Raw genomic sequence first — 14244 nt, forward strand, 5'->3', positions numbered from 1 at the left:
AACAGCTTAAAAACATGAGTGAGCATTTTATCAGCACCTGCAAACAACATTTATCACTAGGGGATTATCTGGACGCCGTCAAAACGGTGGTCAATAACACCTTTGATAGCCCCATGTGGGTGCGTGCCGAAGTGCGAGCGGTCAGCAGTAAAGGTGGTCATTACTATTTTGAGCTTGCTGAAAAAGGTGATGATGACGATATTATCGCAAGCTGTCGGGCAACCTTATGGCGGTATCGTGCAGGTCATGTATTGTCTAAATTTAAACGTCAAACAGGCACAGACATACAAGCTGGAACAACTTTATTGTTGCAAGGTCAAGCCACTTTTCACAGTCAATATGGTTTTAGCTTTAATATCAATGATATAGACCCAGATTTTGCGCTTGGGGCATTGGCACAGTCTTATCATGCCATGATAACACGCCTAGATGATGAAGGATTGACCAACTTAAACCGCTCCTTACCCCTGCCTTTTGACATACGCCATGTTGTTGTTATCTCTCCTGAAAATGCCGCAGGACTTGGGGATTTTCGCCGTGAAGCTGACCGTTTGGCAAAACATCAGGTATGTCAGTTTCATTATCATCACGCCACCTTTCAAGGCAATCATGCTCCCCAAGAGATTCGCCAAGCCATCATTCATGCGATGGATGCATTTACAGACAACCATCAACATTTGCCTGATTTGATGGTCATCATTCGTGGTGGGGGTGCGGTTGGGGATTTGGCATATCTTAATAATTATGAATTGGCATCTCTTGTGGCGGAGCAACCTGTGCCAGTGTGGGTGGGTATTGGGCATGAGCGAGATAACGTGGTTTTAGACAAGGTGGCTCATCACAGTTTTGATACACCTTCAAAAGTCATTCATGGCATTCAAAATCATTTGCGTCATATCACACAACTTGCCAAAAATGCCATCACAGATTTGCACCGTTTGAGTGAACATCGGCTAAGTCTTGCCAAAAAGGACGTGCTTTTTGAATTTCGTCAAATAAAAACAACCGCCCATCATAAAATTAGCCAAGAACGAGTTCTTTTAAACAACTTACTCACTCATACCAAACAACACACCAAAACAAAGCTGACTCAGCACAAACATCTCATCAATGAACATCTGCACACCCATCACAGTTTAAAACCCAAACTGACCACCCTAGCCCAAGAATGTCGCCATCTCCAAAGCGTGATACTGTTAGGCGACCCAAAACACACCCTAAAAAAGGGTTATACTCTTGTTTACCATCATCAAGCTCACATTTCGTCAGCCCAATCCCTAAATCAAGGGGATGTAGTACAACTTAATTTTTATGATGGCAAACGTCCTGCAATGATTTTGTAAATACCATCAAGCATCAAACACTCATCTTAGCAAACCATCAGATGAACACCCACATCAATATTTATCATGCAACATAGCCCAATTGTTGCAAAAATTTATATAATTCATCAGCAAAATAAGCATATCCTGCTCCGTTGGCATGGATTTGGTCAGATTTTAGGCTGTCATCAGATAAAATTTTTGACCATATTTTGTCAAATAAAGGCACGCCTGTCTCATCCGCCACTTCTTTATAAATGGGATTGTCGCTTGCCTTACCAAATAATGCACTGGCGGATAAATGCGGCTGAGCGATGAGTATCACAGCGATTTGTTTGGCTTGTAATGCTTGAATAATCTGAATTAGGTTATTTTTGGTATTTTCTGGATGAACTCGCCTTAACACATCATTACCACCAACACCAAGCAATATCAGCTTAGGATTTTGGTCAATCACACTTGTCAAACGGTCAAGAACATTTTGTGTGGTATCGCCATTGACGCCTGCATTGATGATGTGCCAGCCTGTTTTGTTTGCAAGCAGCGTTGGATAGCTTTGGGAGTTTGGCACACCATAACCAAAAGTTAAGCTATCCCCCAGTGCCGCAACTTTGGTGCCTTGTGGCAGTGGCGTAAATTTAGGGCTGTCATCACACGCAGGCAAAGCCAATGCCAGTGGTGTTGTTAGGATAAATTGCAGAAAAACTCGGCGGGTACTCATATCATTTGTGGTATAAAATTATTATTGTAACTTGCCTTTTTGTATTTGCCAAGAATCAGCAAAATACACAAAGATGGTTTTAAATTTTTCCATTAAAAAAGGCGATGATAACACCGCCCTTTTTTTGAAGTTTGCCAAACAATCACAGCAAAATCTTTCTTGGGTCTGCCAAAAGCTTAGCAACATAACGTGTAAACACCGCAGCGTCTGCTCCGTTAATCGCACGATGGTCATAAGACAGCGATAGTGGCAACATCAAACGTGGCTCAAAGGTTGAACCGTTCCAACGTGGCTGCATGGTGGATTCAGAAATCCCCAAAATCGCCACTTGTGGGTGATTGACCAATGGCGTGAAATACGTACCGCCCATGTTGCCTTGGCTAGAAATGGTGAAGGATGCACCTTGCAAGTCTTTGGCAGTCAGCTTTTTATCACGGGCTTTTTTGGCAAGCTCACCAATCTCAATGGCAAGCTGTCTGATGCCCTTGGCTTGGGCATCACGAATGACTGGCACAACAAGCCCATCATCAGTTGCCACCGCAATCCCCATATGTACTGACTTACGCACAATCATTTGAGTGTTGTCATCAGAGACGTGGCTGTTAAATTTGGAGTGCTGAGTCAGGGCATAAGCGGTCGCTTTGACAATAAATGCCAAAATGGTCAAGCCTATGCCTTGTGCCTTAAACTCACCCTTTAACTCATTACGCAGTTTTTCGGTGTTGGTAATGTCCGCCAAATCAAACTGTGTTACTTGTGGCAAAAGCGTGTTGAGATTAAGCTGTGGGATAGACACTTTTTGTAGGCGGGTTAAATCCACCGTCTCTATCTCACCCCAAATCTCTTTGTTGGACATATCAGGCAATGGTGGCAAACTGATTGCTGAACCACCACTTGTGGCAGTGGCAGGCTTAGCGGTCGCACCACTCATCACCGACTTGACATAACCAAACAAATCTTCTTTTAAGATACGCCCATTAACCGCCGTACCTTTGACTTGGCTGATGTCCACACCCAGCTCACGAGCCAATTTACGCACCGCAGGTCCTGCATAGACATCTTTGGCACGAGCATTCACTTCGCTTTCAGCCAATTTTGCACCACTTCGAGTGGTTTTTTGGGTAGGTACAGCTGGCTCAGGCTGTGGTTTGGCGGGAGTTGGGGCTGGTGCTGTGTCAGTTACAGGAGCAGAAACACCGCCGTTATCAGCACCTTTAATTGTGATAAAGGCTTGACCGTTTAATACAGTATCGCCAGCACCCACCAAAATTGCTTCTACCACGCCATCAGTGGGGGCAGGCACTTCCACAGATGCCTTATCAGACTCCACCAAAAGCAGCGACTGCCCTTCGCTAACTGTCTCGCCCACTTTAACCAACACTTCGGCAACTTCGGCAGACTCTACGCCCAAATCAGGCAAATTGTGGGTTTGACTGGTGGCTTGACTGCTTTGGGTAGTTTGGGCGACTACCTCTTGGGGCTTGTCTTGTGGCTGGCTAACAGGCTCTACTGCTTTGCTTTGAGCAGTATCGCCCTGCTCCACTTCAAACAAAGGCATATCAAGGCTGATATTATCACCAACATTCACAAGCACAGCAGTAATCACACCGCTCACAGGAGATGGAATCTCAACGGAAGCTTTATCAGATTCTGCTAAAATCAAGTTATCGTTTTCGCTGATGCTGTCGCCAACTTTCACCATAATCTCAGCAACTTCGGCAGACTCTACACCCAAATCGGGGGTTTTAATTTGCATTGTTTTCTCCTAGTTGGGTTACTTAATGTCGTCTTTTAGCTCAGGCACGGATTTTGGTGTTGGGCGAGCTGGGGCAGGTGCATCTGGATAGTAGTCATGATATGGCTGTGGCTGCCATGCTGGCAACTGGTCTGCGTCAATACCAAAGCTGGTGATGGCATCTTGCACCAAACGCACATCAATCTCGCCTTCATCTGCCAATTTTTTCAAAGTGGCAACGACAATATGATAAGCGTCCACATTAAAGAAACTACGCAAATTGGCACGTGTATCAGAGCGACCAAAGCCATCGGTGCCTAGCGTGGTATAAGGGCGATTGTCAGGTAGCCAGCCACGGATTTGCTCAGCGTAGTTACGCATATAGTCAGTAGCAGCCACCACAATACCTTTATGCGGTGCAAGCTCTTTAGTAATCCACGGCAGTTTTGGCTCATCGGTTGGGTGTAGGCGGTTGTAGTCATCGCACGCCATGCCATCACGAGTCAGCTCATTAAAGCTGGTTACGCTCCACACGTTAGCTTTGATGTTAAACTCTTCTGCCAAAATGCGAGCTGCTTTTTGCACTTCACGCAAAATCACCCCAGAACCAAGGAGCTGCACTTGACTAGAACCATTATCTTCTAGCAAATACATGCCTCGCTTAATGCCTTCTTCTACCCCAACTGGCATGGCAGGTTGGTCATAGTTTTCGTTCATCAGCGTGATGTAGTAGTACACACGTTCGCCATCGCCATACATACGTTTTAGACCATCGTGCATAATCACAGCAAGCTCATAACCAAAACATGGGTCATAGCTGACACAGTTTGGTACGGTACCAAATAGGATATGGCTGTGTCCGTCTTGGTGCTGCAAACCTTCACCGTTTAGGGTGGTACGTCCTGCGGTCGCTCCAAGCAAGAAACCTTGTGCTTGGCAATCCCCTGCTGCCCATGCCAAATCACCAATGCGTTGGAAACCAAACATGGAGTAATAAATATACATCGGAATCATTGGCAAAGCGTTGGTTGAGTAGCTGGTAGCAAGGCTAATCCATGAACTCATCGCCCCTGCTTCATTGATGCCTTCTTCTAGCATGTGTCCGTCTTTGGCTTCTTTGTAGCCCATGAGTGCTTCGGCATCTTCTGCCACATAGTTTTGACCCACAGATGAATAAATGCCAAGCTGACGGAACATGCCTTCTAGTCCAAAGGTGCGAGCTTCATCAGGCACGATAGGCACAACGTATTTATTGAGTCCTTTGTCTTTTAATAAGGCAGAAAGCAGACGCACAAACACCATCGTGGTGGATTGTTCTTTGCCCTTAGAACCTTGTAGTACACCATTAAAAATAGACAGCTCAGGGATTTCAAGAGGGATATGACCGCTACGGCGAGATGGCAAATGTCCGCCAAGGGCTTCACGTCTGCCCATCAAATAGCGATACTCGGGGCTGTCTTCACTTGGACGATAAAAAGGCAGTGATTTTAATTCTTCATCGCTAAATGGCAAATCAAATCTATCACGGAAATATTTTAGTCCTGCTTCATCAAGTTTTTTAAGCTGATGGGCTTTATTGACCGCTTGAATCTGGCTAGACAAACCATAACCTTTGACCGTTTTCACCAAAATCACCGTGGGCTGACCTTTAGTTTTCATGGCTTCGGCATAAGCGGCATAAACTTTTTTGGGGTCATGACCGCCACGATTAAGATGGCGAATCTCTTCATCAGACAACTCAGACGCCATATCAGCAAGCTCTGGATATTTACCAAAAAACTCTTTACGCACAAACGCCCCATCTCGTGCCGTATATAGCTGATACTCACCATCAACCACTTCTTGCATACGATGGCGAAGCACGCCTGTTTTGTCTTTGGCAAGCAAGCTGTCCCATTTGTCGCCCCAAATGACTTTGATGACACGCCAACCCGCTCCACGAAACACCGATTCTAGCTCTTGAATGATTTTGCCGTTACCACGCACAGGACCATCAAGACGTTGTAAGTTACAGTTAATCACCCAAATCAGGTTGTCTAGCTTTTCACGCCCTGCCATGCTGATGGCACCCAAGCTCTCTGGCTCGTCTGTCTCACCATCGCCCAAAAACGCCCAAACTTTGCGGTCTTCGTCCTTAATCAAACTGCGATTGATAAGATATTTTTGGGTGCGGGCTTGATAAATGCTCATCAAAGGACCAAGCCCCATAGAAACGGTTGGAAACTGCCAATAATCAGGCATCAAATAAGGGTGTGGGTAGCTTGACAAACCTTTGCCATCAACTTCACGGCGGAAATTTTTAAGCTGGTCTTCGCTCAAACGCCCTTCCATAAAGGAGCGAGCATACATACCTGGAGCACCATGACCTTGATAATAAATCAAATCACCGCCATGATGTTCGCTTGGGGCACGCCAAAAATGGTTAAAGCCTGTCTCATATAGCGTGGCTGATGACGCAAAAGTCGCCAAATGTCCACCAAGCTCATCGTCATTTTGGTTGGCACGCATGACCATCGCCATGGCATTGTAGCGAACCATAGAACGCAGTTTACGCTCAATGTGCAAATCTCCTGGATAAGCAGGCTCATCCTCTGCAGGAATGGTATTGACATAAGCGGTATCAAGGCGGTTAAAGGGTAAGCCTTCTTGTACCGCCATGTTGTACAAGGCTTTTAATAAAAATTGGGCACGTTCTTTGTCGGCATTTTTAATGACCGATTCAAATGCATCAAGCCACTCTTGGGTTTCTACATGGTCGGAATCGTTGTAATAGGTCATAAAGTTATCCTAAGTTGCGTCAAAAAGTTTGACATAAAATGATGATTTAAAGGTATAAATCATTTTAAATCAGAGTGTTAAGTCTTTAAATACATTTTGTGTATTATAAGCCATCATACAAAAGTATATTTTGTTTTTATGACACACACACAATCAAAACAAAACTTAACACACCCCAAATATTCATTTTGTATTATAAAAGAGTTTGGCAAAAAACGTTATCTTTTTTTATAAATAGCCATCGCCAAAGTATTTTTAAAAAAAATGTTCGTTATCACACCAAACATATTTTGGCACATCAATGATGAATGATATTTAATGGCACATCATCACACGCCACTTGATAAATGGTGTTTGCTCCACGGAAAATATAAACCACATAATGGCTGTCTAAACGTGGGTTGGTGTTTTGGCTGACTTGTTTTACCTGTGCTAACACCATCATTTTATCTGGGCGAGCAATGACTGCGTGCAAGTCTGATTTGTCCAAATCCAACATATTAACCCCAAAAAACTGCCAAGCGTCATTAATCGTCATCAGCTCCAATGGTTCAGGATTGTCCCAAATCGTCTTAGCCCCAACAGGTTCTTTCATCTGCATGGTGTATTTATCGCCATCTTGATTGATTTTGATTTGGGCAGGCTTGGCTTTATCAATGGTATAACACCCCGCAAACTCCCCATTTTGTTGGGCAGAAGTGGTTTGGACGGGTTTACTACAAGCACCAAGAGCAGATAGTATCACCACAAGCGGTAGGATTTTGAATGACATAAATTATCCAAAAATAGATTGAAATTTACTTTAATCAGGGCAACTAGATAATCTGTGATAACCCACGCTTTCACCAACATCACCCACAAAGCCTTGCTGTCGCCAAACTTCATACAGACAAATCGCCACACTGTTTGATAAATTAAGACTGCGAGAATCTGGAAGCATGGGCAATCTTAACCAGTTGTCCGACCCAATATCATCACGCACTGTGCTTGGCAATCCATCAGTTTCCGAGCCAAATACCAAAGCCACCGAGCCATTATTTGCCCCAAAATCATAGTCATAAAAAGGGCGACTAAATTTGGTGGTCATTGCCACAATGGTATGTACGTTTTGATGTGCCAAATACTCACGACACGCCTGCCAATCTTGATGTACCTGTATGTCAGCATATTCATGATAGTCTAGCCCTGCTCTTTTGAGTTTTTTATCATCAAGCTCAAATGCCAAAGGCTCAACCAAATGAAGCTTTGCCCCTGTATTGGCACATAAACGAATGGCGTTACCTGTATTGTTGGGGATTTTTGGGGTGTATAAAATAATGTGAATACTCATGGCAACATCATCAAAAAATGCTTATTATACACCGTTTTAATGTTGTAATATATCATTTAATCGTCGCCAACACACAAAGCACCGCCCTTTATCAAAAAATACCTTAAAAACTTGGTGAATATTTTGTGATTTTTTAAAAATCGTTTTACAATACATCATACAATCATCAAAAACGCTGTCATGACCGCTCAAAATCGCCTACATTATCTTAGCCACGCCGAACAGCAACGCATCACTCGTGTTTGTGTGCGTTGTGCCTTATTGCTCATGCAGTATGGTGCAGAGTCGGTGGTGGTGGTTGATTTGACCAAACGACTTGGTATGGCACTTGGTGTGTCGGGGGTAGAATGTGCTTTATCGTTTAACGCCATCACTTTGACCACCTTACATAACAACCAATGTATCACAACCGCCAGAAACACCGTACATCAGGGGATTAACGTTGCCATCTTGGTGCAAATTCAACAAATTATCCTAGATGTAGAAAATCGCCACATTGCTTCTGATTGGAGCAAATTTCATGATGAGCATTTGGTCTTTGACATAGAAAAACGCTTAGACAGCATAGACCGCACACCCTACCCAAATAACACAATGGCATTTTTTGTGGGACTGTCGTGTGCGTGTTTTGCTTACCTAAATGGTGGTGGGTTAGCCATAGTGCTTATTACGTTGGTGGCTTCTTTTTGTACCATGCGTATCCGACTTTATTTGTCCACCCATCATTTTAACCCCTTTGTGGTGGTCATCATCAGTGCTTTTGTGGCAACCTTGCTTGGGGCAAGTGCGTATTTTTTAAACTTAGGGGACAATGCTGATATCGCTGTTGCATCTAGTGTCTTGCTACTCGTGCCTGGCTTTCCAATTATCAATGCCCTATCCGACATCTTAAAAGGCTATATTAACATGGGTGTTGGTCGGTGGATGTTTGCTACCATGCTCACCTTGTCAGCTTGTGTTGGTATTGTGATTGCACTTATTTTATTACAAATTCCGCATTGGGGGCTAAACTGATGATGTTTATTAAAGACATTATACTAAGTTGTATCATCACGTTTGGGTGGTGTTTAATGTTTAATCTGCCCATGAAATACATCAAATTGTGCCTATTGATGACAGCATTGAGTTTTGGCTCAAAAACGCTCATGACAGATTTTGGCATACAATTAGCAGTGGCGACTTTTTTTGGGGCGATGTTTTCTAGCTTTGTGGGCGTGTATTTTGCTCAGCGTCATGGTCTGCCACCAAAAGCACTCATTGTGCCAAGTGTCATCTGCCTGATGCCGGGAATTGTGGCATACAAAGCCATGGTAAGCATGGTGCAAATTGGCTATTTTGGCTTTGAAATGTCGCTGTTTATACAAATGATGACCTACTTTTTTGAAGCGATTTTTATCATTTCAGCGTTGGTGCTCGGATTGTCCATACCGGGGATTTTATTTTATCGCAGAAAACCGATTGTATGACCAACAAAAAACCGCCCATTAGGACGGTTTTTATGGGGTGTGGTTATTTTCTAACCGCTTCTATCTGAATGTCAATCTTGACATTTTTTGCCATGCCAATATCTACCAAATAGTTCATGCCCCATTTGGTGCGGTCAATGGTGGTAGTAAAATCGCCACCACAAACTTCCGCTTTTTTGATTGGGTTTTGGTAGCAGTTAAATTTGGTTGCTTTTAGGCGAACAGGATGGGTTTGACCCAAAAGAGTTAATTTACCATCAACTGATGACAATCGGCGGTTTTTGCCTTTGCCAGTGTAGTTAAATTTTGCAGACTCAAAACGCATTTGTGGGTACTGCTCTGCATGAAAAAGGTCAGCAGATTTTAGGTGTTTTGTAAAGGCTTCTGAACCTGTTTGTAAGTTATTGACAGGAATGGTAATGTCTATCTTGTCTGATTTGGCATCACGATTAAATTCAACTTCGCCTGTCAAACCATAAAAACCACCAACGTTAGTACTGGTTGCAAAATGGTCAATAGCAAAACGAGCATTGGTATGCTCAGGGTCAATCTCATAAGTGGCAGAATGAGCCACGCCCGCCATCAACACAGCAGAAAGAGCCAAAAGTTTTTTCATGATAAATCCTAAAATCAAAAAAGGTTTTATATATTAACAAGTCAGCTCAATAAAAACAAGACTTGTTTTAAGAAAGCCACCTTTAACCATCAAGAAAATATCGGCTCTTAAATAAACTCCACTTGTGCCCCTTCTTCTATCGCTCCAAATAAACCCAAAGCGTCCCAATTGGTCAAACGCACACACCCTGCTGATGTTTGTTGACTGATTTGTTCAGGTTGGGGACTGCCATGTATGCCAAAACTTGGTTTTGAGATGCCTATCCACACCAGACCAACAGGGTTATTTGGACCAGGTGGTATGGCACCTTTTTTGTTACGAAAATCTTTGTTGTAGCTTGGCTCCATGATACGACTGGTAACTTTATAACTTCCCTTTGGAGTACGAGCAAGATTTACTGTGGTTGGATAACTTGCCACCAAATTATTATCTTTATCATAGGCATACAAAATGTTTTCTTTGCGTTTTACTTGCACACGGCTTACCGCCACTTCATTGGGCTGATAAGGATTATACACCGTAATGACGTTTCCTGCTTTTAGGGGCGTGTTAGGATTGAGTGATTTTAACAGCTCTCGGCTCATATGGAATTTTTCGGCAACTTTTTCAGCAACGCTAACATATTGGCTACGCCCACCATAAATCTTAACATCATCTGCGGTCAGCTCATATCGCACAAGCACAGGCTGTTCATTAAGATGTTGATTGGCAGATAAAGCTTGCCATGTTGCCAAATCCATCGTCTGAGTCAAAGGTAGTCCATTTTTTTCTTGAAACACTCTCATCGCTTTGATGGTGTTTTTATTCATCTTGCCATCAACCGCACCCACCCCGTGATGATGCCAATTTAACAGTGCTTGTATGCGTAATACGGTTGGCTCATCTAAGGTGCTTTGAGTGCTTGGTGCTTGGGGTGGCGTCCAAACGGCTTGATTGACTGATTTGGCATAATCATTCAAGGTTTGTACTTCATAAGGCAACTCCTGCAAGGCTTTGGCAAGACGCACGTTCACCAAATCCAGACCCACAAACTGCTGACTGACATTGGGTCGGCGAACAATGGGGGCAGGCTCATCAACTGGTGGGGTGGTTTCAGTGGTGGTTACTGGCGCATCTTGGCTGGTATTTGGGGTAGGTTTGTCGCACCCCACCATCAATCCCATCAACGTGGCAAAACCACACCCAACAAATAATTTTATCAAACGATTCATGAATGCACAAGATTTGTTAAATTGCTGTCCATTATAAAAACAAATCAAAAAATACTCAATGGCATTTCACATAATATGCGACAAAAACACAAAAAAACGCCCCAAAAGAGCGTTTTTTAAAACAAATTGCAACAAACTTAAATCAAAAAGAAGTAAGCCCAAATGCTGACGATGATGACCGAGACAATATTGAGTATAAAGCCCACGCTCATCATTTCTTTTTGTTTGATGTGCCCTGTACCCATGACGATGGCGTTTGGTGGGGTTGCCACAGGCAGCATAAAGGCACATGATGCACCAATACCAATCACCATAATCAACACCTCTGGGGGCAATCCAAGCTGAACCCCAATCGGAGCAAACAACGGCACAAGCAATGCTGCCGATGCTGTGTTTGAAGTAAACTCTGTTAAAAAGATGATAAAGGCAGCAATCACCACGATAATCACCAACACAGGAGCAACGTCCAGCAAGGCAGCGATTTGCTCACCCAATACCTTAGATGCACCAGAATGTTTCATGACGTTGGATAAAGCAATACCACCACCAAAGAGCATGAGCACACCCCAGTCGGTGTTGTCTGACACTTGTTTCCAACTGACCAAACCACACGCCAATACTGCCACCGCCGCAAACAAAGCAACCACCGTATCAGGAGATTTAAAACCAAAAGCCTCACCAAGCTGTTTGCCAAAAATCCAGCTAATTGCAGTAACCACAAAAATAATGGCGGTCAGCACTCTTGATGTGGTCCAAGGAATGACCTCGTTGTTCATCTGCACTTTTTGTTTTAGATTGGGTTTTAGATAAAAGTACATCGCCCCAAGCAGTGCAGGCAACATCACCAACATCATTGGCACACCAAATTTCATCCAACCCATAAAATCAAGGTTTAATGCTTTGGCAGCAATGCCGTTGGGTGGAGAACCAATCATCGTACCTAAACCACCAATACTGGCAGAATAAGCAATGCCCAAAAGCACAAAAATAAAGGTGTTGCGGTCTTTTTCCTTATCAATCTGACCTAGCAGACCAATGGCAAGCGGCAACATCATTGCAGCGGTGGCAGTATTACTAATCCACATGGACAACACGGCTGTTGCCACAAAGATATAAACAACCGCCACACCCAGATTACCGCCTGCCATTCTCACCAAGCCAAAGGCGATTTTTTTGTCCAAATTTTGAACGTGCAAAGTTGCCGCTAAGGCAAATCCGCCAAAAAACACAAAAATAATTGGGTCAGCAAAACTTGCCAACGCCTGCTTGGTCTCAAACTCAGGAATGCCCATCAGCATCGCCAAAAGTGGCACTAAAATGGCAGTCGCTGTTACATGAATGGCTTCGGTCAGCCATAACGTTCCCACAAACACCAAAAGTGCCAAGCCCCGATTAACCATGTCATCAAAAGGAAAGACGTGGGTATATAAAACAAATGACACAATGGCAGCCACCGCCGTGATAATCATACCACGAACGGCGTCTTTTGACAGTTTGCCCGATGGTGGTGGCGTATCATTATCACCTTTAAAGTCTGTTTCAAGCGTCAAATCGCCTGAATGATTGTTATTTGTACTCATAATTATCCTTAGAGTTACCAAATCAATGTAACTAAACTGAATAAATGGAACATACTCTCAGCGAGAATATTTCGCCATCATAACAAAAAATTTGCTGTTTTGAAATATATAGAAACAATTTTTATACAATTTTCAGGCTTGATTTTTGGGTCAGTTTGTGATAATAAATTTTAAAAATACCTTCATTTAGATGAAATATATCTAAGACAATGTTTTTAATGCTTGTAACCTTTCTCCATCAAACAGCTCCATCTGTGGGTCTAATGCCAACATAAAGCGGTCAAAATACAGCAGTTGTTTGGTTAAAAGTGCAAAGTCCTTGGGAAAATGTATGCCGTGGCGTTTGCCAATCTGCCCAAGCTCCATCATCATCACATTTAGACCATCTGTCTGCTTGGTGGGGTCAGCAGCATGAACGCTGTCTAAAAATTTTTGCAAATCCTGTGCTAAAACCTGAGCATTAACGCCTGACCCTTTGGTCATACCAATGTCTATCATGGCATTTGCCATCGCTAGATGGTCTTGGTTTTGCAAGGATTGCACCAGCGTAAAACACGCCTGCAAACTTTTGGGGTCAATCTGCCCCACCAACCCAAAATCCAAAAATGCCACTTGTCCATCGTCTAACATCATCAGATTGCCTGCGTGCAAATCTGCATGAAATTGACCTGTCATGATGACCGACAAAAACCAAGTATCTAACACCACACTCATCGCATGGCTGGCTTTTTCGTCCGATAAACCCAAACTGTCATCCACCAAAGATTTGCCCACCAAAAAATCCATCACCAATAATCGCTTGGTACTTAGGTCATGATGAACACTCGGTGCAGTTACGGCAGTGTTACCTGCTTGCTTTAAAAACGCCAAAAACTCATCAATATGGCGAGCTTCTGCCAAAAAGTCTGTCTCAGCAAGCATTCTTTGTTTTATCTCTGCCATGATGGGAGCAAGATTGACCGCTTTTAAGGATGGCACAAGCTTTTCCATCGCCCAAAATGCCCCATGCAACACCTCCAAATCCGTGGCAATGACTGCTGATACGTCAGGTTTTTGTACCTTTAAGGCAAGCACTCGCCCATCTTTTAAAGTGGCTTTATGCACTTGTGCAATGCTTGCTGACGCAATAGGCACAGGGTCTATATCAAGCTCAAAAAATCGCTCGCCAAGCTCATCTTTGAGTACCTGTTGTATATGATGATATGGCACAGGTGGCGTTTTATCCAAGCAATCATTAAACGCCATGACGTATTCACGGGGGAAAATAGATGGCGTACTGGCAATAAACTGCCCCAGTTTGATATAAGTAACGCCCATTTGCATGAACGCATCACGCACCAGTTGAGCATCAGCAGTATCGCCTTTGGCAACTCTTAGGGCAGACAGACCTGCCACAGAAGCTGTTTTTTGGACACGCCCCAACACACGAATGCCTGTACTTAGGGTTTTTTTGGCAAGATTTATGGGAGATTTTTTCATGACATA

12 protein-coding genes are annotated in these 14244 nt (G+C 43.5%); 3 read left to right on the forward strand and 9 right to left on the reverse strand.

Annotated elements, in window-relative coordinates:
• Positions 1–14: 14 nt before the first annotated feature.
• On the forward strand, positions 15–1343 hold the full coding sequence (gene xseA / locus CEW93_RS07510) for an exodeoxyribonuclease VII large subunit (RefSeq protein WP_089539007.1): 1329 nt from the start codon (positions 15–17) through the stop codon (positions 1341–1343).
• Positions 1344–1407: 64 nt separating this feature from the next.
• Here xseA and CEW93_RS07515 read toward each other — a convergent pair whose 3' ends face one another.
• From CEW93_RS07515 to CEW93_RS07535, 5 genes are all read right to left on the reverse strand, one after another.
• Positions 1408–2043: a GDSL-type esterase/lipase family protein gene (locus tag CEW93_RS07515; RefSeq protein WP_089539008.1), complete on the reverse strand. Its 636-nt coding sequence runs from the start codon at positions 2041–2043 to the stop codon at positions 1408–1410.
• A gap of 142 nt (positions 2044–2185) precedes the next feature.
• A complete protein-coding gene (locus CEW93_RS07520; RefSeq protein ID WP_089539009.1) occupies positions 2186–3799 on the reverse strand; it encodes a 2-oxo acid dehydrogenase subunit E2 in 1614 nt (537 codons plus the stop codon).
• Between the two features lie 18 nt (positions 3800–3817).
• A complete protein-coding gene (gene aceE, locus CEW93_RS07525) occupies positions 3818–6556 on the reverse strand; it encodes a pyruvate dehydrogenase (acetyl-transferring), homodimeric type (protein WP_089539038.1) in 2739 nt (912 codons plus the stop codon).
• A gap of 298 nt (positions 6557–6854) precedes the next feature.
• Positions 6855–7328, reverse strand: a complete 474-nt coding sequence (locus tag CEW93_RS07530) for a hypothetical protein (protein WP_089539036.1) — start codon at positions 7326–7328, stop codon at positions 6855–6857.
• Positions 7329–7358: 30 nt separating this feature from the next.
• Positions 7359–7886, reverse strand: coding sequence for a tRNA (cytidine(34)-2'-O)-methyltransferase (locus CEW93_RS07535; protein WP_089539035.1), 528 nt, complete (start codon positions 7884–7886; stop codon positions 7359–7361).
• Positions 7887–8066: 180 nt separating this feature from the next.
• On the opposite strand from CEW93_RS07535, the gene CEW93_RS07540 reads away from it, so the two are divergent.
• Together CEW93_RS07540 and CEW93_RS07545 are read left to right on the forward strand one after the other, a co-directional pair.
• Positions 8067–8900, forward strand: coding sequence for a threonine/serine exporter ThrE family protein (locus CEW93_RS07540; RefSeq protein ID WP_089539034.1), 834 nt, complete (start codon positions 8067–8069; stop codon positions 8898–8900).
• Positions 8900–9352, forward strand: coding sequence for a threonine/serine exporter family protein (locus tag CEW93_RS07545; protein ID WP_089539033.1), 453 nt, complete (start codon positions 8900–8902; stop codon positions 9350–9352). Before CEW93_RS07540 ends, CEW93_RS07545 begins: the two co-directional genes overlap by 1 nt.
• Before the next feature lie 43 nt (positions 9353–9395).
• Here the strand turns inward: CEW93_RS07545 and CEW93_RS07550 are convergent, their stop codons facing one another.
• The 4 genes from CEW93_RS07550 to CEW93_RS07565 all read right to left on the reverse strand — a co-directional run bounded on the left by CEW93_RS07550 (position 9396) and on the right by CEW93_RS07565 (position 14238).
• Entirely contained in the window at positions 9396–9968 is a 573-nt protein-coding gene (locus CEW93_RS07550) for a YceI family protein (RefSeq protein ID WP_089539032.1), read from the reverse strand.
• A gap of 107 nt (positions 9969–10075) precedes the next feature.
• A complete protein-coding gene (locus tag CEW93_RS07555) occupies positions 10076–11179 on the reverse strand; it encodes a L,D-transpeptidase (RefSeq protein ID WP_089539031.1) in 1104 nt (367 codons plus the stop codon).
• Positions 11180–11316: 137 nt separating this feature from the next.
• Positions 11317–12759, reverse strand: a complete 1443-nt coding sequence (locus CEW93_RS07560) for a DASS family sodium-coupled anion symporter (protein WP_089539030.1) — start codon at positions 12757–12759, stop codon at positions 11317–11319.
• 201 nt (positions 12760–12960) lie between these two features.
• On the reverse strand, positions 12961–14238 hold the full coding sequence (locus CEW93_RS07565; RefSeq protein WP_089539029.1) for an AarF/ABC1/UbiB kinase family protein: 1278 nt from the start codon (positions 14236–14238) through the stop codon (positions 12961–12963).
• Positions 14239–14244: the final 6 nt, after the last annotated feature.

Source organism: Moraxella sp. VT-16-12, assembly GCF_002224245.2.
Taxonomy (GTDB): Bacteria; Pseudomonadota; Gammaproteobacteria; order Pseudomonadales; family Moraxellaceae; genus Moraxella.